This is a genomic window from Pantoea sp. X-Soil-YNGN-844, from assembly GCF_059730595.1.
In genome coordinates this window covers 240,858-259,711 of record NZ_AP036008.1, presented here as the reverse complement: position 1 = coordinate 259,711, position 18,854 = coordinate 240,858, and the positions used below count along the sequence as shown (strand labels likewise).

At 55.2% G+C, this 18,854-nt stretch carries 17 protein-coding genes; 6 read left to right on the top strand and 11 right to left on the bottom strand.

Translation table 11 applies throughout. The features are described 5' to 3' along the window. Nucleotides 1-66 precede the first annotated feature (66 nt). The 11 genes from AC6I8C_RS20055 to AC6I8C_RS20005 all read right to left on the bottom strand — a co-directional run bounded on the left by AC6I8C_RS20055 (nucleotide 67) and on the right by AC6I8C_RS20005 (nucleotide 10,416). A complete protein-coding gene (locus tag AC6I8C_RS20055) occupies nucleotides 67-861 on the bottom strand; it encodes an SIR2 family protein (protein WP_010247078.1) in 795 nt (264 codons plus the stop codon). Then, nucleotides 858-1,418: a non-canonical purine NTP pyrophosphatase gene (locus AC6I8C_RS20050; protein ID WP_033735745.1), complete on the bottom strand. Its 561-nt coding sequence runs from the start codon at nucleotides 1,416-1,418 to the stop codon at nucleotides 858-860. Before AC6I8C_RS20050 ends, AC6I8C_RS20055 begins: the two co-directional genes overlap by 4 nt. Before the next feature lie 150 nt (nucleotides 1,419-1,568). Next, nucleotides 1,569-2,468 (bottom strand): ABC transporter substrate-binding protein, encoded by a 900-nt coding sequence (locus tag AC6I8C_RS20045; RefSeq protein ID WP_497823563.1) that lies wholly within the window; start codon nucleotides 2,466-2,468, stop codon nucleotides 1,569-1,571. Next, nucleotides 2,465-3,259: an amino acid ABC transporter ATP-binding protein gene (locus tag AC6I8C_RS20040; protein WP_013196298.1), complete on the bottom strand. Its 795-nt coding sequence runs from the start codon at nucleotides 3,257-3,259 to the stop codon at nucleotides 2,465-2,467. The genes AC6I8C_RS20045 and AC6I8C_RS20040 overlap by 4 nt, the downstream gene beginning before the upstream one ends. Beyond that, complete coding sequence (locus tag AC6I8C_RS20035; RefSeq protein WP_098050092.1) at nucleotides 3,243-4,169, bottom strand: amino acid ABC transporter permease; 927 nt, start codon at nucleotides 4,167-4,169, stop codon at nucleotides 3,243-3,245. The genes AC6I8C_RS20040 and AC6I8C_RS20035 overlap by 17 nt, the downstream gene beginning before the upstream one ends. Nucleotides 4,170-4,178: 9 nt before the next feature. Beyond that, nucleotides 4,179-4,697, bottom strand: a complete 519-nt coding sequence (locus AC6I8C_RS20030; RefSeq protein ID WP_033735754.1) for a GNAT family N-acetyltransferase — start codon at nucleotides 4,695-4,697, stop codon at nucleotides 4,179-4,181. Between the two features lie 10 nt (nucleotides 4,698-4,707). Next, the gene (locus AC6I8C_RS20025) at nucleotides 4,708-5,649 is read right to left on the bottom strand and encodes an ABC transporter substrate-binding protein (RefSeq protein WP_497823562.1); all 942 of its coding nucleotides are present in this window, start codon (nucleotides 5,647-5,649) and stop codon (nucleotides 4,708-4,710) included. Between the two features lie 11 nt (nucleotides 5,650-5,660). Then, nucleotides 5,661-6,974, bottom strand: a complete 1,314-nt coding sequence (locus AC6I8C_RS20020) for an LLM class flavin-dependent oxidoreductase (RefSeq protein ID WP_497823561.1) — start codon at nucleotides 6,972-6,974, stop codon at nucleotides 5,661-5,663. An 81-nt stretch (nucleotides 6,975-7,055) separates the two neighbouring features. After that, a complete protein-coding gene (locus AC6I8C_RS20015; protein ID WP_497823560.1) occupies nucleotides 7,056-8,207 on the bottom strand; it encodes an amidohydrolase in 1,152 nt (383 codons plus the stop codon). A 19-nt stretch (nucleotides 8,208-8,226) separates the two neighbouring features. Further along, complete coding sequence (locus AC6I8C_RS20010; protein WP_497823559.1) at nucleotides 8,227-9,225, bottom strand: MsnO8 family LLM class oxidoreductase; 999 nt, start codon at nucleotides 9,223-9,225, stop codon at nucleotides 8,227-8,229. Between the two features lie 456 nt (nucleotides 9,226-9,681). Beyond that, nucleotides 9,682-10,416 carry a GntR family transcriptional regulator gene (locus AC6I8C_RS20005; RefSeq protein ID WP_497823558.1) on the bottom strand — a complete coding sequence of 245 codons (735 nt, stop codon included), beginning with the start codon at nucleotides 10,414-10,416 and terminating at the stop codon, nucleotides 9,682-9,684. Between the two features lie 433 nt (nucleotides 10,417-10,849). On the opposite strand from AC6I8C_RS20005, the gene AC6I8C_RS20000 reads away from it, so the two are divergent. The 6 genes from AC6I8C_RS20000 to AC6I8C_RS19975 all read left to right on the top strand — a co-directional run bounded on the left by AC6I8C_RS20000 (nucleotide 10,850) and on the right by AC6I8C_RS19975 (nucleotide 18,797). After that, on the top strand, nucleotides 10,850-11,299 hold the full coding sequence (locus tag AC6I8C_RS20000; protein ID WP_497823758.1) for a PTS sugar transporter subunit IIA: 450 nt from the start codon (nucleotides 10,850-10,852) through the stop codon (nucleotides 11,297-11,299). Nucleotides 11,300-11,347: 48 nt separating this feature from the next. Continuing rightward, complete coding sequence (locus AC6I8C_RS19995) at nucleotides 11,348-11,620, top strand: PTS sugar transporter subunit IIB (RefSeq protein WP_003855084.1); 273 nt, start codon at nucleotides 11,348-11,350, stop codon at nucleotides 11,618-11,620. A 39-nt stretch (nucleotides 11,621-11,659) separates the two neighbouring features. Then, complete coding sequence (ulaA, locus tag AC6I8C_RS19990; RefSeq protein ID WP_497823557.1) at nucleotides 11,660-13,033, top strand: PTS ascorbate transporter subunit IIC; 1,374 nt, start codon at nucleotides 11,660-11,662, stop codon at nucleotides 13,031-13,033. A gap of 551 nt (nucleotides 13,034-13,584) precedes the next feature. After that, a complete protein-coding gene (locus AC6I8C_RS19985) occupies nucleotides 13,585-15,147 on the top strand; it encodes a pyridoxal phosphate-dependent decarboxylase family protein (RefSeq protein WP_497823556.1) in 1,563 nt (520 codons plus the stop codon). Nucleotide 15,148: 1 nt separating this feature from the next. Continuing rightward, complete coding sequence (locus tag AC6I8C_RS19980; protein WP_497823555.1) at nucleotides 15,149-16,441, top strand: lysine N(6)-hydroxylase/L-ornithine N(5)-oxygenase family protein; 1,293 nt, start codon at nucleotides 15,149-15,151, stop codon at nucleotides 16,439-16,441. 1 nt (nucleotide 16,442) lies between these two features. Continuing rightward, nucleotides 16,443-18,797, top strand: a complete 2,355-nt coding sequence (locus AC6I8C_RS19975) for a GNAT family N-acetyltransferase (RefSeq protein WP_497823554.1) — start codon at nucleotides 16,443-16,445, stop codon at nucleotides 18,795-18,797. Nucleotides 18,798-18,854 lie beyond the last annotated feature (57 nt).

Sequence of the window (18,854 nt, the reverse complement as noted above, 5' to 3'; positions counted from 1 at the left end):
GCTAACCTTAACCGGACGCAGGTTTTTTTCTTTTTCCTGTCGCTTTTCTGCCGGACGTTACGCTGACTACACCAGCAACTCTTCAAGGAACATCGCCAGCGCCTTGCGCGGATCGTCCTCTTCGGAAACGATCACCTCGATCCCCCACTGCCCCAGCACCTCTTTGGCTACCGGGTTATTACGGTTAGTGAACAGATACGATTTTGGCCGGGCCGTCGCCAGCCCGGTGCGGCCCCACATCTTGGTCAGACGGTAAAACAGCAGACGAATATTGAAATCACTGATGCTGTAGCCGACAAACAGCACGGAGTTGCCCATTACGTCATGGGTAAGTTTGATATCGAGCGGTGAGTCAAAATAGAGGCGTTCGAAATAGCTGCTCTCATCGAGCACGATAGAGGTGTCATCATCGAAGTCACCGTGCAGCTTGATGATGTGACGTTTATCTTCAGTCAGCGAGACCAGGTCTGCGGCGTTCGCCACTTTGTAATAGGGGACGCCGTGCGCTTCGTGCGCCGCTTCCAGCCAGCGATCGTAATTGGTGGTGTAGATGCGCGAGAAGTTACCCTGGGTAATCATGGTATGAATTTCAGAAGACCGGACATCGATATCCGGCCGGTGCCACTCGCGATCCATCCAGCTGCGCAGCGGGCCAAGCGAGCCTTTCTTTTGCTTGTAATACTCCGCCAGCGACAGGTGCGTACCGTAGGTATTAAAGATTTTTGGATCGTAACCCAGCTCGTTAGCAAGGTGAGCAATCAGTTCATGCCACTCGGGGAGGCCAAAATTACGCGAAATACCGGCACCGGCAAACAGAATCAGCTTGCCGGAATCATAGGCGCGTTTGAGTTCAGGTTTCATGCCACTCCCCGCGAGGTTTTTAAAAAGGTAGCGAAGCGATCCAGCGCGATGCGCCGCATCGAGATCTCATTCTTGAGTTCGCCCATTTCTGCAAAGGTCTGCTCATAGCCTTCGGGGATAAACACGCAATCCCACTGGAAGCCGCGCGTCCCGGCGGGTTTCGCGGCGATGGTGCCGCGCAGTTCACCCGAGAACTGATACATTTTGCGGCCGTCGCAGTAGCCGAGCACCGTTTTGGCCGTCACGGCCTGGCTGTCCAGTCCCTGCACCAGCGCGGTAAAGCGCTCAGCGTCGAGGCGGTTCCAGAAGATGCGGGTCAGACCGGCGGGCAGACCATTGAGGCCATCCAGATAGAGACCGGTATGCTCAACAAACAACGGTCGCCCAATCAGCGAAAAGGCTTTGGTCAGTTTATCGCGCACAAGGTCCAGCTCGTTTTCAGTCTGAATTTCTTCGATGCGACGGGCGATGGGTAATACTTCGACCCCGACAGGCTCGAGTATCTTACGCACCTCCGCCAGCTTTTGCTCATTGGCAGAAAGGAATCTGATTTTCATGGGGCTTCCAGGTCAATTACTCCGCCACGCAGTGAGGATTTTTACGAAAACAGGCGGGCAGGATAAATCACTAACGCTGGAGAGTGTAGTTCAATTCTGGGGTCATCAGATTGCAGAACCGGCTTCAGCACGAGAGCCGGTTCTGCCGACTCAGTAAACAATACCCGGCGGATTCACTGTGGAGTGCGTCACAGCTTCATCCTGTTCACCCCAGCGGACCAGCACCTGCTGATACTGCCCACCTATGATGGTGCCATCCAGCGCAGTCTGCAATGCGGGTGCCAGGCCATTCCCCTTTTTAGTGGTCACGGCAACCCAGGCGCGGAACGGTCCGCTGCCAACCAGCTTTGTCTGGCCGCGTGACGCTACTTTCCAGGCGGCCATTGAGTGCGGGCCAAAGATCGCATCGGCCCGCCCCGACAGCAGCGTCAGCGTCGCTGAGGCATCATCGGTGAGATAGACTGGCGTCACCGCGGGCAGACCTTTAGCCCGGTTCTGCTGATCCCAGCTCAGTAATATGCGCTCCTGATTGGTGCCCGACGACACGATGATCCGCTTACCGGCAATATCAGGCGGACTGCTGATCTGGCTGATTTTACTGTCGCTTTTTACCGCAAAGGCGTGGTTATCAGCGCGATAGGTCGCAAAATCGAACTTCTTCTTACGCTCCTCAGTAACGGCAATGTTAAACATGGCGACATCATAGCGTCCGGCACTGATGCCCAGTGGCCAGTCCTCCCACGAGGCCGGAACCAGCTTCAGCTTTAACCCCAGACTGTCAGCCAGCAGCCTGGCGATGTCCGGATCGCTGCCGATCCGCGTGACGTTGTCAGACGCCAGCAGCGACAGCGGCGGTGAGTTAGTCGCGGCGGTCGCCACCGTCAGCGTGCCGGGTTCGATAAAGTGAAAGTCAGCCGGGATTTTCGCGATCGCCTGCGGATTCGCCGGGGCATGAATCGGCGTCTCATTTTTCAGCACATCGAGCTTCTCCGCCGCCGGACAGCTCAGCACCGGGAGCAGCGTCAGCGCTGTTAATGTCAGCGCCCTCATAACACGCGCGCCAGGAAACGGCGGGTGCGCTCATGGCGCGGATTGTTCAGTACCTGCGTGGTGCTGCCCTGCTCAACAATCCGGCCATCTACCATAAAGACCACGTTGTCCGCCACTTCACGGGCAAAGCCGATCTCATGGGTCACAATCACCAGCGTGGTGCCGGAACGCGCCAGCTTTTTAATCACATCGAGCACTTCACCAACCAGCTCCGGGTCCAGCGCCGAGGTCGGTTCATCGAACAGCATTACGCGGGGATTGAGCATCAGGGCGCGCGCAATGGCGATACGCTGCTGCTGCCCGCCCGACAGATGACGTGGCCAGGCATCGGCTTTATGGCGCAGGCCGACAATATCCAGCAGTTCGCCCGCACGCGCTATCGCTTCAGATTTCGTCAGCTGACGATGGGCGATTGGCGCTTCAATCAGGTTATCCAGCACGCTGAGGTGCGGAAACAGATTGAAGTTCTGGAACACGTAGCCGACGTTGATACGCTGCCGTAGTATCGCCTTCTCTTTGAGTTCATACAGCTTATCGCCGCGCTGCTGATAGCCGATGAAGTCGCCATCAATCTGAATGAATCCCTCGTCGACCCGCTCCAGATGATTGATGGTGCGCAGCAGCGTGGATTTGCCGGAGCCGGACGGCCCCAGAATTACCGTGACCGATCCAGGCTCCAGCGACAGCGAAACATCATCCAGCGCTGTGTGTTTACCAAAACGCTTGGTCACGCCGGTAATACTGATGGCACCTGTTGTGTGTGAAGTGCGGTAATCAATGGCTTCGGACATGGCTGATCTCCTCGGTCGGATGAAGTGGCGTGACGCGGTTGCGCCATTGTTGCCAGCGCGAAGGCTGCGGCTCACGGTTCACGCTGCGGGCCAGCCAGCGCTCAACGTAATACTGAATCACGGACAGGACGGTGGTGATAATCAGATACCAGGCGGCACCGACCATCAGCAGCGGGATCACTTCCTGATTACGGTTGTAAATCATCTGGATGGTGTAAAACAGCTCCGGCATCGCCAGCACGTAAACCATTGAGGTGCCTTTCGCCAGGCTGATGATCTCGTTGAATGCGGTCGGAATAATGGCGCGCAGCGCCTGCGGCAGAATGATGCGGAAGGTCCGGCGTGAGGCGGAAAGCCCCAGCGCGGAAGCGGCTTCCACCTGCCCGTGATCGACGCCGAGGATCCCGCCACGGATAATCTCCGCACTGTAAGCCGCCTGCACCAGCGTCAGACCAATTACCGCCGCCGGGAACTGGCCTAGCACGTTAATCGTCTGAAACGCGCCCCACGACAGGCCGGTAAACGGAATGCCAATCGACAGCGTGTCGTAGAGGTAGGAGAAGTTATAGAGAATGATCAGCACCACAATCAGCGGCAGCGAGCGGAACAGCCAGATGTAGCCCCACGCCAGGGTGCTCAGCAGCCACGACGAGGAGAGACGTGCCAGCGCCAGCAGACCGCCAAAGAAGAGGCTGAAGAGAGTGCCCAGCAGGGTCAGCAGCAGCGTCTGACCCAGACCGTGCAGGATCACCGGATCGAAAAACCAGCGGGCAAACACGCCCCACTCCCAGCGCGGGTTAAAGGCCACTGACTGCACCACGCCCGCCAGGATAAACAGCGCCAGGATAGCGCCTGCGGTGCGCGCCGGATAACGTGCCGGGACCACCTGCAGATGTTGATGTTTACTCATCATCACTCCTTAACTTGCCGCAGCGACGTTATACACGCCGATCACTTTAATAAAGCGCAGTCGCCCGTCATGTGGCGGCTGGCCGTAACGCTCCAGATCGCCGCTCAGATCGAACTGTGGCTGATAGCCGTGACCGGTATAAAGCCGCACCGCCTCCGGCTGGCGAAAGCCGGTGGTGAGAAACAGCCGCTGATAGCCCGCCTGCAGCGCACGCCGTTCCAGCTCCTGCAACACCACCAGCGCCAGCCCCTGGCGGCGCAGATCGCTGCGGGTCCAGATTCGCTTCAGCTCAGCGGTCTGTGGGTCATAAGGTTTATAAGCGCCCATCGCGATGATCTCGCCGTCGCGTTCAAGCACAATAAACAGCCCCTGCGGCGGCAGATACCATTCGGTGAGTTCCTGCTCCTGCTCGTTACGGCGGGAGAAAAAGTCGCCATAACGTGCCGAATATTCACCAAACAGACCACCCAGAATCGGTTGCAGCTCGGGGGCCTCCGGCGAAACTTCGCGGAAAGTCGATTCACTCATGGTCAGCTCCTTAGTCGCCCAGACCGGCGGGGTTGATTTCAGAACGATCGATATGCTCCACGCCTTCACCCCAGCGGTTCAGCACCTTCTGATAATCACCATTGCTGATGACGCCATTCAGCGCCGTGCTGATCGGTTCTGCGAGGCCGCTGCCTTTTTTCACTGTAACGGCAATGTGCGCCGCTTTTGGCCAGCCGCCATCCACGCTGCCGATCAGCCGGGTTTTACCGGTCAGTGCCGCTTTCCAGGCACCAATGACGTTAGGACCAAACCAGGCATCGGCCCGCCCCGCCTGCAGTGCCAGCGTCTGGGCGGCGTCATCTTTCGCGTAGATCGGGGTAAAGGCTTTCAGACCCTTTGCCTGATTCTCTTTATCCCACGCCAGCAGAATCGCCTCCTGATTGGTGCCGGATCCCACAATGATTCGCAATCCGGCAATGTCTTCCGCTTTGGTCAGTGACTTAATCGGGCTGCTGGTTTTGACATAAAAGCCGAGTGAGTCTTTGCGGTAGGTGGCGAAGTCGAACTTCTCTTTGCGCTCTTTAGTCACGGTAATGTTGGAGATCGCCGCATCATACTTGCCCGAAGCCACACCCAGCGGCCAGCCTTCCCACGACGTCGGTACGACATTGAGTTTTAATCCCAGGCTATCCGCAACCAGTCGGGCAATATCCACCTCGCTGCCGAGCAAAGTTTTGTTGTCATCCGAAAACACCGTCAGCGGCGGGGAGTTCTGCGCCGCCACAGCCACGGTAAAGGAGCCCGGCACCACAAAGTGATGCCCCGCGGGCAGTTGCGCGATGGCGTCGGGATTCTTCACCGTATTAATCGGCGCTTTATTGGCTTCCAGGCTAACGCGCTGGCCGTTATAGGAAACGCTAGTGCCATCAGCCAGCGCATGGCTGCTGGCGGCCAGAATAAGCAGGGCAAGAAGACGCGATGTTTTTTTCATGACGTAGGCTCTTATTTTGAGGTGAACTGATTAACGGGTTGTTTCAGAGCGAAGCTGTCGCGCAGCGTACTGCCCGGGTAGTCGTGGCGCGTCAGGCCGCGAGCCTGCAGAATCGGCACCACGCGGTCGACAAAACGTTCAAAGGTGTCAGGTGTGCCGCCATTGATAATGAAGCCGTCTGTGGCGTGGGTCTCAAACCAGAGCTGCAGGCCATCCGCGACCTCTTCCGGCGTGCCGTGAAACAGCGGACGCGGCGTTGCGGCTTCCAGTGCCGCCTGGCGCAGCGTATGGCCATGCTGCTGTGCTTTGCGTTTGATCTCGTCGGTGGTGCTGCGGAAGCTATTCTGCCCGATGTCGCCGATGTCCGGGAACGGCTGATCCAGCGGATATTGTGAAAAGTCATGGTGGTCGAAGAAACGACCGAGGTAGTTAAGTGCATCGGTAATCGATACCAGCGCCGCCGTGGTCTGATACTGGCGCTCTACGTCTTCCGCATCATCACCCACGATCACGCTGACACCCTGGAAGATGTGCAAATCGTCTGGCTGACGACCGTTCGCTACCAGTTGCTGTTTCACATCCTGATAAAATGCCTGCGCTTCTTCACGGGTTGGCTGATGGGTAAAGATGGCATCAGCATGGCGCGCCGCCAGCTTTTTACCGTCGTCAGACGCACCCGCCTGGAAGATGATCGGGCGGCCCTGCGGCGTGCGGGCGATGTTCAGCGGTCCCTGCACCTGGAAGAAATCGCCATGGTGATCAAGCGTGTGCAGCTTCGCCGGGTCGAAGAACTGGCCGCTCTCCTTGTCCCGTACAAAGGCATCCTGCTCCCACGAATCCCATAACCCTTTCACTACCTGCAGATACTCGTCAGCAATGCGGTAACGCAACGCGTGTTCCGGGTGTTTCTCGCGGGAAAAGTTTTTGGCGGAACCCTCCAGCGGCGAGGTGACAACGTTCCAGCCCGCACGCCCGCCGCTGAGGTGATCGAGGCTGGCAAACTGACGCGCTACAGTGAACGGCTCGCTGTAAGAGGTGGAAACGGTACCGACCAGCCCCAGATGTTCCGTGACGCCCGCCAGTGCCGAGAGCAGCGTCAGCGGCTCAAAACGATTAAGAAAGTGTGGGATCGATTTCTCATTGATAAACAACCCGTCGGCAACAAACAGAAAATCGAGCTTGCCCTGCTCCGCCTTGCGGGCGATTTTTTTGGCGTACGCCAGATTAATACTGGCATCGGCCTGCGCCGCCGGATGGCGCCAGGCAGACATGTTTCCCGACGCGCCATGCAGAATAGTGCCCAGCCGAAGTTGTCTTGTGGTCATGATGCTCTCTCTTTTTTTTGTCGTAGCGATGCCCGACGAGGGTTGTCAGAACCCCCGTGTTTTAACGGGCTGCAGATGAATTCAGTTCAGAATGGCTTCCCGACATCGCGCATTGAGGTGTTGCAGCGCCTGGCGGGCCAGTCGGGCGAAGTAGTCGGCGGCGGGGGCAATCAGCGCCTCATCCGGGGTAAAGCTGGCATGGTGCAGACCAAAATCACTGGCGCTGCCGATGCTGACAAACGCACCCGGCACCTGTTGCAGATAGAACGCAAAATCCTCACCCAGCAGATGCAGTTCGGCAGACTGCACCCGATAGCCTGCCTGCTGCGCGACGTCACTGCTGAAGGTTGCCCAGTGCGCATCGTTGATTAGCACCGGCGGACCGGGATGCCAGCTCAGGGTCGCCTGCGCGCCATTGGCTTCAGCAAAGTGCTCAACCAGCGTACGCACCCGCTGTTCCAGTTCGGCACGCAGCTGTAAATCGTGCGTTCTCGCCGTGCCGCCAAACTCCACGCCGCCCGGCAATACGTTCCAGCTTTTGCCGCCGTCGATGCGGGTAATGCTCAGCACCAGACTGTCCAGCGCACTAAAGCTGCGGCTGGTGAGTCCCTGTAAGGCCTGGATAATCTGGCTGGCGGTGACAATACTGTCCACGCCCTGCTCCGGATACGCGGCATGTGCGCCTTTGCCGGTGACGCGAATAATAAATTTGTCCGTATTGGCGTAAAACGCCCCGCTGCGGGTGGCAAAGGTGCCGACAGGCAGTGAAGGCTCGTTGTGCATGCCGAAAATAGCCTGAACCTCATCCAGCACGCCCGCGTCAATAAACTGGCGTGCTCCGCGCGCTATCTCTTCCGCGGGCTGAAACAGGATACGCACCCGACCAGGCAACTGATCGGCCTCGGCGTTAAGCTGTAACGCCGCACCCAGCATCACCGCGCTATGGAGATCGTGACCGCAGGCGTGCATCACGCCGGGATGACGGGAGTGAAAACGCACGCCGCTCGCCTCATGGATCGGCAACGCATCGATGTCGGCCCGCAGGGCGATAACAGTTTCTCCGCTGCCAATTTCCGCCACAAGACCCGTCTCAAGGGGATAGTCGGGCAGCCGGATGCCCGCCGCCTGCAACCAGCCCCGCAGCCGGGCGGTGGTGGCGAACTCCTGACCCGACAGCTCCGGCCAGGTATGCAGTTCACGCCGCCATTCAATCAGTTGTGATGCATTGCTCATGATGACTCTCCAATCAGACTCAGGCTGCAACCAGATGATGCGTAGCCAGCAACTCCAGTGACTGCAGGCGGGCAACCGGCTCGGTAATCGGCGTGTCGATAACGAATTCATCAATGTCGAAATTATGGTGCAGCGCATCCAGCTGGGCATGAACCTGTGCTGCGGTGCCTTTCAGCAGTGACGGCGTGCGCGGCTCAATCTGATAATCGCGATATCCACCCTGACGCACATAGCGCTCAGCCTGTTCAAGACTGCCGACGTTGACGCCAGGCCCGTCTTTCACCGACACATGATAATGGCGCAGCGTGGAAACCAGCAGGTCAGCCTCGGCGGGCGACTCGGCCACCACGACCTGAACAGCCACCAGTGCGCGCTGGCCGTTACTGAGGCGAGAGAAGGTACTCAGTGCATGCTCCAGCAACTGGCGGTCGCCATTGATATGAGCTGCAAAGACGAACTGCCAGCCCAGACTGGCCGCCAGCCGTGCGCTCTCTTCACTGGCACCCAGCAGAAAACGGTTAGCAGGACGTGATGGCAGCGGCGTCGCGGCTAAACCTTCGTCATTAGGCTGTACCTGTGTAGGTTTAAGCCAGCTATCCAGCAGCTGAAGCTGTTCGGCAAAGCTGCCTTTTTTAGCCGCATCGACACCCTGTTGCAGGGCATGGGTAGAAAGTGGCAGTCCGCCCGGCGCTTTGCCCACACCGAGATCGATGCGGCCCGGTGCCAGTGAGGCGAGCAGGTTAAAGTTTTCCGCTACTTTATACGGGCTGTAATGCTGCAACATCACCCCGCCCGAGCCGACACGAATATGGCGGGTCTGGGCAATGATCCAGGCAATCAACACTTCCGGTGAAGGGCTGGCGAGCTGTGCAGTATTGTGATGTTCCGCCAGCCAGAAGCGGTGATACCCCCACTCCTCAGCTAACTGCGCCAGCTGCAGCGTGCGCTGCAATGCTGCTGCAGGCGACTCGCCCTGCAGCACGGGCGCTTTGTCTAACAGACTTAATCGATATGCCATTCACCTGGTCCTTGTTCATTCCGGTTGCGGACCAGTGTGCTGCGCAGTCGATTATTGGTAAAACATCATATTGTTTTATGCTTTATTGAATTCGTCATAATGGGGAGAAGTGAGCAGTGGCAGAGAAATAAATGCCCCTGAAACAGGATGTCAGCCCGCCAGGCAGCGTTAAACGCTGTTCACCGCCTGATTTTAATATGGTTTAAACCGGTTAAATGGCAAAGGTTTGCAGAAAATCGTCTTATGTATGGAGGGGTGAAAAGTGTCTTTGTTGGTGTTAGCGAAACATCCGGCTGCAAAGATTCTGTACTCGAATTTTTCAACACAAGGTAGAAGATTATAAACGGCATCAGGACAAGAGAGTGTAATAGGATTGAGAGAGCCCTTAGAAATAGTCAAAAGAAGCTTCTGTAAACAGTCTTTCTCTCTGGATAGATTAACCGTAAATAATAGTTACTAAGGCCGCTGTGAATTTTGCTTCAACGGAAAATATCGGGTGTTAATAATCGCCACATTTACTTCACAGGGAACACCATCATCAAGGAAAACCGTCTCATTGAGCTGGATGACCGCATCTCCTGCCGCTAAGTTAAGCAGAGTCAGAGTCTGTGAATCCGTAAGGTTCACGGCCGTCAGATGCTGATCCCTGAGCTGCACTTTCTTACCGGTAACCTCTTCAATATAGGCATATTTTGAGACTTCCAGCTTGCTAAATTCAAGGCTATTAAACATATTCACCGGCAGATGAATATGTTCGAGAGCCACAGGGATATCATCGAAACACATCAGGCGTAAAATTTTATAAATCTGATCGCTGTTTTTAATACGGAGCGCCTGCGCCATATCGGCTGACGGGACCTTAATTATGCTGACCGAAATGATTTTCCTGACGCCTTTATGACCTTTTCGTTGCGCCTGAAAATCAAACGGTGAAAGCACATGGTATCGGTGCGCCTGGCTGCTTATTTCAACAGAACCCACAAAGATACCTGAACCTTTCACGCGGTAAATTCTCTGCTGCTCAACCAGAATACGTGTCGCTTCACGAACCGTCGCACGGGTAATACCGATATTTTTTGCGATGGATATTTCGGTATCCAGCTTTTCTCCGGGGCGAAGGCCATCATCCTTAATTTTATTGAGGATGTAATCTACAACCTCTTTTTGCTTTTCTGTGATGCCATCAACCATCGAATCTCTTCCTGTATGCGTGAAGGTGAAACGCCATCAATCCGTGTCAGTACAGTTCTGCCTGACATTGCCGGATAAGTACTACTTCGGCTACCTGAATATGTGACCAACTTATCAAATTGGCACTGATGTTAAGGCTGTTCAGCGATATTTTAATTTTACAGGTTGTGTCGGTACACGTCGGAGGACATCATCATGATGACTAGACATCTTCAACATGTACAGATGTGATGACGAAGATGAAATACAACCTTACGCCCGCAGTCGGCAACTAAGTTTTTCGTAATGCTATGAATAGTGGCTCTTTTAATAATCTTATGGCCTTTATTATCCTGAGCTTTGGTTGTCAGCAGGCTCAATTGAAAAGTGGTATAGGGAGCGTTTTAAAAAAACTGACTGTACATACTCAGGCATTTTGAGGGGGATCAAAGCGATGTCACACCTGGCGAAGTGGTTAAACGACGAGAAAGTCCAGTACATTGAACGCGTTGCGAACTGGCAGGAAGCAATAGCAATAGCCGGGCGACCTCTGCTCAGTGAAGGCGCAATATCGCAGGATTATATTGATGCCATTATTCGACAGAAAGAGGAGATCGGTCCCTTTTTTGTTATCGCGCCGCAGATTGCCATGCCTCACGCGCGCCCTGAGGAAGGCGCACACAAACTGGGCTTGTCGATTGTGCTGCTGGGCACAGCAGTGAATTTTGACTCTGAAGAGAACGATCCGGTAAAGGCGATTTTTATGTTTGCGGCACCGGACAGTAACAGCCATATCGAAATGATTTCCCAGCTGGCAGAAGTTCTGTCCGATGAAAACATCATGGCACGACTTTTTAATGCGAGCAGCCAGAACGCGCTAATGACGATTTTATCAGGCGTCTGATCCGCCGGTTAAAACGCGACTTTTAATCAACAGTTAATGAGGTTTGATATGAAGATTATGGCAGTGTGTGGTTCAGGTCTGGGCAGCAGCTTTATGATGGAAATGAACATCAAGAAAGTGCTTAAAACAATCGGCGTTGAAGCGGAAGTTGAACATTCGGATCTTGGCTCTGTTACGCCTGATGTGGCGGATGTGTTTGTGATGGCAAAAGATATTGCCTACAGCGCAAACCTGCCGGAACAGAAGGTTATCATCATCAACAATATTATCGACCTGAAAGAAGTGGAGCAAAAAATACGCGAGTATTTTGAGAAAAACTGACGCTAATAATCAGATAAACGCCTTACCCTCGAGGTTAATATGTTTACTCAAAATCTTTTGCAGTTCGTCGTCGATGTACTGAAAGTGCCCTCAATCCTGGTCGGGCTGGTGGCATTTTTCGGACTGATTGCGCAGAAGAAGCCGTTTCCTGATGTGATTAAGGGCACGGTAAAAACCATTCTGGGCTTTCTGGTGCTGGCAGGTGGCGCGACCGTTCTGGTCGGTTCTCTGACGCCACTGGGCGACATTTTCAAGCATGCGTTTGATGTTCAGGGCATCATTCCAAATAACGAAGCGATGGTCTCTATCGCGCTGGCTAAATATGGTGCGCCAACCACCATGATTATGGCCTTCGGCATGGTCGCTAACATCGTGGTCGCCCGTTTCACCCGATTAAAATATATCTATCTGTCAGGACATGTGACGTTTTATATGGCCTGTATGATCGCAATTATTTTATCAGTCGCCGGTTTCGAAGGTCTTCAGCTTATTTACACCGGGTCACTGCTGTTGGGTATTCTTATGGCTACCTTCCCGGCTATCGCCCAGCCCTATATGCGTAAGATCATCGGAGGCGACCATGTCGCGCTGGCGCATACCGGGACCATTGGTTATGTCTTATCGGGCTGGATCGGTTCTGTAGTTGGTAAGGGATCGAAATCCACCGAGGAGATGAACATGCCAAAAAACCTGAGTTTTTTGCGCGATAGTACCATCTCTATCTCGCTGACGATGATGATTATCTATTTAATCCTGTCGGTTTCCGCCGGTAAAGCGTATGTAGAGGCTAATTTCAGCAATGGTCAGAACTACCTGGTGTACTCATTTATTCAGGCCATTACTTTTGCCGCTGGCGTCTTTATCATTCTGCAGGGCGTGCGTTTAATTCTGGCTGAAATTGTCCCGGCCTTTACCGGCTTTTCAGAAAAACTGGTGCCGGAAGCCAGACCCGCGCTCGATTGCCCGATTGTCTTCCCCTATGCGCCGAATGCGGTGCTGGTTGGCTTTATCTCCAGCTTTGTCGGTGGCCTGGTCGGACTGTTTGTCCTGGGTCAGCTGCATTGGGTATTGATTCTGCCCGGTGTGGTTCCTCACTTCTTCTGTGGTGCGACAGCCGGCGTGTTTGGAAATGCGACCGGCGGCAAACGCGGAGCAATCTGTGGCGCCTTTGCGCATGGCCTGTTGATCACCTTCCTGCCTGTCGCCCTGCTGCCGGTACTCGGACAGATTGGCCTGACCAACACCACTTTCTCGGATACCGACTTCGGCGTCACAGGCATCCTGCTCGGTAATATGGCGCATTTTATGGATAAGGGAACCATCACCCTGATTATCACCGGCATTTTTGGCCTGCTTGTGGTTTATAACTTAATGGCCAAAAAGAAAGTTCCTGCTGAAACAAATGAAGTGTAATCAGGCGCTGTAATGCTAACCGGAAAAGGCCCTCTGCCTTTTCCGTTTTTTCACACCTGAACGGCCTGCCCGAATCACCGGTATTCCCAAAAAAGTGACTGACCGCAGCGAGCCCATCCGGATATCGATTAATGTCAGTTTCCCCCCTTTGTTTGCCCGCACGCTAATGCACAACGCTACTGCACCCCTGATTTCTCATTCAACCCGGTCCTGATTTCCCATAAAAAAGGACTATTCCGAACGCAAAAAGTGATCTGAATCACACTTTCAACATTAGACATACTAATAAATAAAATTTAACAACAAAACAATTGAATGATAATGATTAACATTTACACTCTCATCCGCATATAACAAAGCGTTAAACGCTGCCAAATCCACAAATAATGTGCGGTATTTTCTATTTTTAAGGTGAAAACACTAATCCACGTAATGGTCAGGGTTTTTATCTGGTTAGTTAGTTTTATGTTTACTGGAGTTGTTGAGCGGATTTCTAACGCTGCTGACGTTGTGTCGGCAGGGTCACTGGTATTCACGCACAGGAACTGAAAATGCTTTTACGCTCATCCACTCAGACGGCACTGGACCTCGCGCCAGCCTCCAATGCCAGCGGAGCCGAAACGGCTATTTTTAACGATCAGCAACTGACGGCCTGGTCGCAGCAGACTCAGGAGGTGCTGGCACTGATGACGCGCACCGTTACTGGCGTAGAGAAGCCTTTCAGCGGGATTCTGCCCCACGAACTGGCGGTGGAGTTCAGCGATGTCGATCTCGATCGTCCGCTAGGCAATAACGATGACGCGCTGGCAGAGCTGAGTCAGCTCTATCTGCGTGACGCCGTCTGGTTCCACCATCCTAAATACCTGGCGCACCTGAACTGCCCGGTCGTGCTGCCCTCTCTGATGGCCGAACAGATTATGGCGGCGGTGAACAGCTCGGTTGATACCTGGGATCAGAGTGCCGGCGGCACGCTGATTGAACAAAAGGTGATCGACTGGACGCTGGGCCGTATTGGCCTGCCTGCCGGATCGGATGGGATCTTTACCAGCGGCGGCACTCAATCCAACCTGATGGCGATGCTGCTGGCGCGTGACAGCTGGTGCGCGGAACATCATCCGGGACATCTGATTAAGCATCGCGGCCTGCCGGAGACGGCGTCGAAGTGGCGGGTGTTTACCTCGAAACTCAGCCACTTCAGTATTCAGAAGTCGATGGCGATTCTGGGTCTGGGCTATGACGCGGTTATCGCCGTTGATCACGACGACCACTACCGCATGGATGCAAAATGCCTGGAAGAGGAGATCGTACGCTGCCGCAGTGAAGGGCTGATCCCGATTGCCGTGGTTGCCACCAGCGGCACCACCGACTTTGGCAGCATCGATCCGCTGCCCGACATCGCCCGTCTCTGTGACGATTATGGTCTCTGGATGCACGTTGACGCCGCTTACGGCTGCGGCCTGCTGGTCTCTGAAAACCATCGCGCACGGCTTAACGGCATTGAGCGTGCTGACTCCGTCACTGTCGATTATCACAAATCGTTCTTCCAGACCGTCAGCTGCGGTGCCTTCTTTGTGCGCGACAGCCAAAACCTGAAGCATGTCACGCACCATGCAGATTACCTGAATCCACTTAGCGCGCAGCAGGAAGGCACGCCGAATCTGGTTAATAAAAGTATTCAGACCACCCGCCGTTTTGACGCCCTGAAAATGTGGCTGACACTGCGCGTGATGGGCCCGGCGGCGCTGGGTGACGCCTTCGATACGCTGATAGATCTGACTCAGGCCGCGCACCAGCTGTTAACTGCGCATCCTGCCATTGAAGTGCTGCATGCACCTGAGCTGACGACCCAGATTTTCCGCTACGTTCCCGGCAAACATGCCAGTGACGCGCAGATCGACGAGATCAACGCTGCCATCCGTAAAGCGCTTTTCCGTTCCGGTAATGCGGTGATTGCGGGCACCAAAGTCGACGGGCGTCAGTATCTGAAATTTACCCTGTTAAATCCCACCACGACCACGGCCGACATTGAAGATGTACTGAGCCTGATTGCGCACTATGGCCGCGAACAGGTGCGTGCCTCTGCGCTGAGTGCGGCGAATCATGGAGAGATCTGAAATGAATAATTCCGTATATGACTTTATTGGTATCGGCATCGGCCCGTTCAACCTGAGCCTGGCCTGTCTGAGCGAGCCGGTTGAAGGGCTGAATGGTCTGTTCCTGGATGAGAATCCGGGCTTTGACTGGCACACCGGCATGATGCTGGAAAATGCGCATCTGCAGACGCCGTTTATGGCCGACCTGGTGACGCTTGCCGATCCCACCAGCCCGTACAGTCTGCTCAACTACATGAAGGAAAAGGGAAAGTTATACTCTTTTTATATCCGTGAAGACTTCTTCCTGATGCGCAAAGAGTATAACCAGTACTGCCAGTGGGCCAGCTCAAAACTCTCTAATCTGCGCTGGAACAGCCATGTCGAGTATGTCAGCTATGATGAGGCCGCCGGGATCTATCACCTTCAGGTGACCGACACCCGAAGTGGTGAAAAACAGCGCTATCAGGCGCGTCATCTGGTCCTCGGCACCGGGCCGAAGGCCTGGATGCCAGCGTGCAGCCAGCCGCATCGTCAGCGCCTGACGCACTCCAGCCACTATCTGGCTAACAAAGCAGAACTGCAGCAGAAGCGTTCGATTACCGTACTCGGCAGCGGCCAGAGCGCCGCGGAAATCTACTACGACCTGCTGACCGATATTGACCGCTTTGGTTATCAGCTCAACTGGATCACCCGCGCGCCGCGATTCTATCCGCTGGAGTACACCAAGCTCACGCTGGAGATGACCTCACCAGAGTGGGTCGACTATTTCCACGCCCTGCCCGCCACGACCCGTGATGAGCTGAATGCGCGCCATAAGAATCTCTATAAAGGCATCAACAGCAGCTTGATCAATGACATTTATGACCTGATGTATGTCAAACAGCTCGACGGTGATCTCAACGTCAACCTCTTCACCCACTCGGCGCTGACCGCGATGCGCTGGCTGCCACAGGGCGAATTCGAGCTGACGCTGCATCAGGAGGAGCAGGATTGCACCTTCACCCGTCGCACCGAAGGACTGGTGATGGCGACCGGGTATCACTATCAGCCGCCGATGTTTTTAGAAGGCATCACCGCACGCCTGCGCTGGGATGACAAAGGCCGCTACGACGTGCAGCGCAACTACAGCATCGATCATCATAATCAGATCTTCGTGCAGAACGCCGAACTGCATACCCACGGCTTTGTCACGCCGGATCTCGGCATGGCCTGCTACCGCAACTCTGTGCTGCTGCGTGAACTGACCGGACGCGAGGTCTACCCGATTGAGCGCCAGATCGCCTTCCAGACCTTCCCGGCTAAATCGGAGCACTGAGATGAAATCACTAGCACTGTTCAGTGCCGATCGCCCCGCAGGCACGTTCACCCTGAGACCCATGCTGGAGAGCGATGCCCCCCTAATCCACAGCTGGGTCACCCGCGATTACGCCCGCTTCTGGGGCATGCAGCAGCAGAGCCTGGAGCAGGTCGCGGCGTTCTACCAGACGCTGACGGCAACGGATCCGCATGCAGCGCTGATTGGCTGCTGCAACGATCAGCCCATCTGCCTGATTGAGTGCTATCGCGCCGGCGACGATGAGGTCGGCAAATTTTATCCGGCCGCGCCCGATGATTACGGCATGCACATTCTGATTGCTCCGGCCAGCAAGCCAATTAAGGCCTTCAGCTGGCAGGTCTTCACGCTGGTAATGGACTACATGTTCAGCCGCCCCGAGGTGCGTCGCGTGGTGGTCGAGCCGGACGTGCGCAATGAAAAAATTCACGTGCTGAATAAGCGCGCCGGGTTCCGCTACCAGCACACCATCGACATGGGCCATAAAACCGCCTGGCTGGCCTTCTGCCAGCGGGAAGATTATCAACACGCGTTACAGCAGGAGTCGCAGAACATGAACACCCTCCCATCACTGACAGACGGCACGCATCTGACGGGCGACCACTGGGCGCAGGCAAACCGCATGCTGATCCGCAAAGCAATTGCTGAGTTCGCGCATGAAAAAATCATTGCGCCGCAGGAAACGGGCGATGGCAGTTATCAGCTGGCGGTACCGGCCGGTGAAGCAACTTACCATTTCCGGGCGTCGCGGCTGGCGCTGGATCACTGGGAAATCGACGCAGATTCTCTGCGCAAGCAGGAGAACGGTCACGCGCTGCCGCTGGATGCGCTGAAATTTATCGTGGAGTTTAATGGCGAGATCGGGATTCCGCAGGCGCTGCTGGCGACTTACATGGAAGAGATCAGCAGCACGCTGTGCAGCAGCGTTTATAAGCTGCAGAAGAATAATCCCGACAGCCAGGCGCTGGTCGCAGCTGATTTCCAGACGGTGGAAGCGGCGATGACCGAAGGCCATCCCTGCTTTGTTGCCAACAACGGACGTATTGGCTTCGATGCACAGGACTATCTGGCCTATGCGCCGGAAGCGGCCGCGCCCGTGCATCTTATCTGGGTCGCGGTCCACCGCCGCAACGCCCATTTCTCCAGCCTCAGCGAGCTGAGCTATGAGCAGCTGATGCGTGATGAACTGGGCGACACTACCGTGGAACAGTTCAATACGCAGATTGTGAACAAAGGGCTGGCGGTAGAAGACTATATCCTGATGCCGGTACATCCGTGGCAGTGGCAAAACAAACTGCTGACCGTGTTTGCGGCCGATATTGCCAGTCACGATATTGTTTATCTCGGCACCGGCGACGATGCTTACCAGGCGCAGCAGTCCATCCGTACCTTCTTTAACCGCAGCCAGCCCTCAAAACGGTATGTGAAAACTGCGCTGTCGGTGCTTAACATGGGCTTTATGCGCGGTCTGTCGCCCTACTACATGGCGACGACACCTGCGATAAACGGCTGGCTGGAACAACTTGTGGCGGGCGATGCCTGGCTGAAACGCTGTGATTTCCGCATCCTGCGTGAAGTCGCGTCAGTTGGCTATCACAACCGCTACTACGAGCAGGCGATCAAAGGCGATTCGGCCTATAAAAAAATGTTCGCGGCGCTGTGGCGTGATAATCCAGCCGCCAGCCTGCAACCGGGCCAGCGTCTGATGACCATGGCCTCTTTCCTGCACGTCGATCACCACCAGCAGCCACTGCTGCCCGCGCTGATCACGGACTCCGGTTTACCCGCGAAGCAGTGGATTGAACGCTATCTGACCTGCTATCTCAGCCCGCTGCTGCACTGCTTCTATCAGCACGATCTGGTGTTTATGCCGCACGGTGAAAACCTGATCATGCTGCTGGAGAACAACGTGCCGGTCAGCGCGTATATGAAGGATATCGGCGAAGAAATTGCCGTGATGAACCCGGACGCGGTGCTGCCGGAAGGTGTGCAGCGTCTGGCCGTCGAGGTGCCGGAGGAGCTTAAGTTACTCTCCATCTTCACCGATGTGTTTGACTGCATCTTCCGCTTTATCAGCGCGATTCTCGATCAGTCAGAGACGCTGCCGGAAGAGGATTTCTGGCAGGCAGTGGCGCAGTGCGTGAAGGATTATCAGCAGGCGCATCCGGAGCATGCGACTAAGTTCGCGCGCTATGACATGTTCGCGCCCGAGTTTACCCGCTCCTGCCTGAACCGCCTGCAGCTGGCGAATAACCAGCAGATGATCAACCTCTCCGATCCCGCCGAGAACCTTAAGTTCGCCGGTACGCTGGTCAACCCGATTGCCCGCTGGCGCTAAGCGTTACGCTGTCACTAAATAATTATGCGGTCACCCTGGTGGCCGCTTTTTTAATGG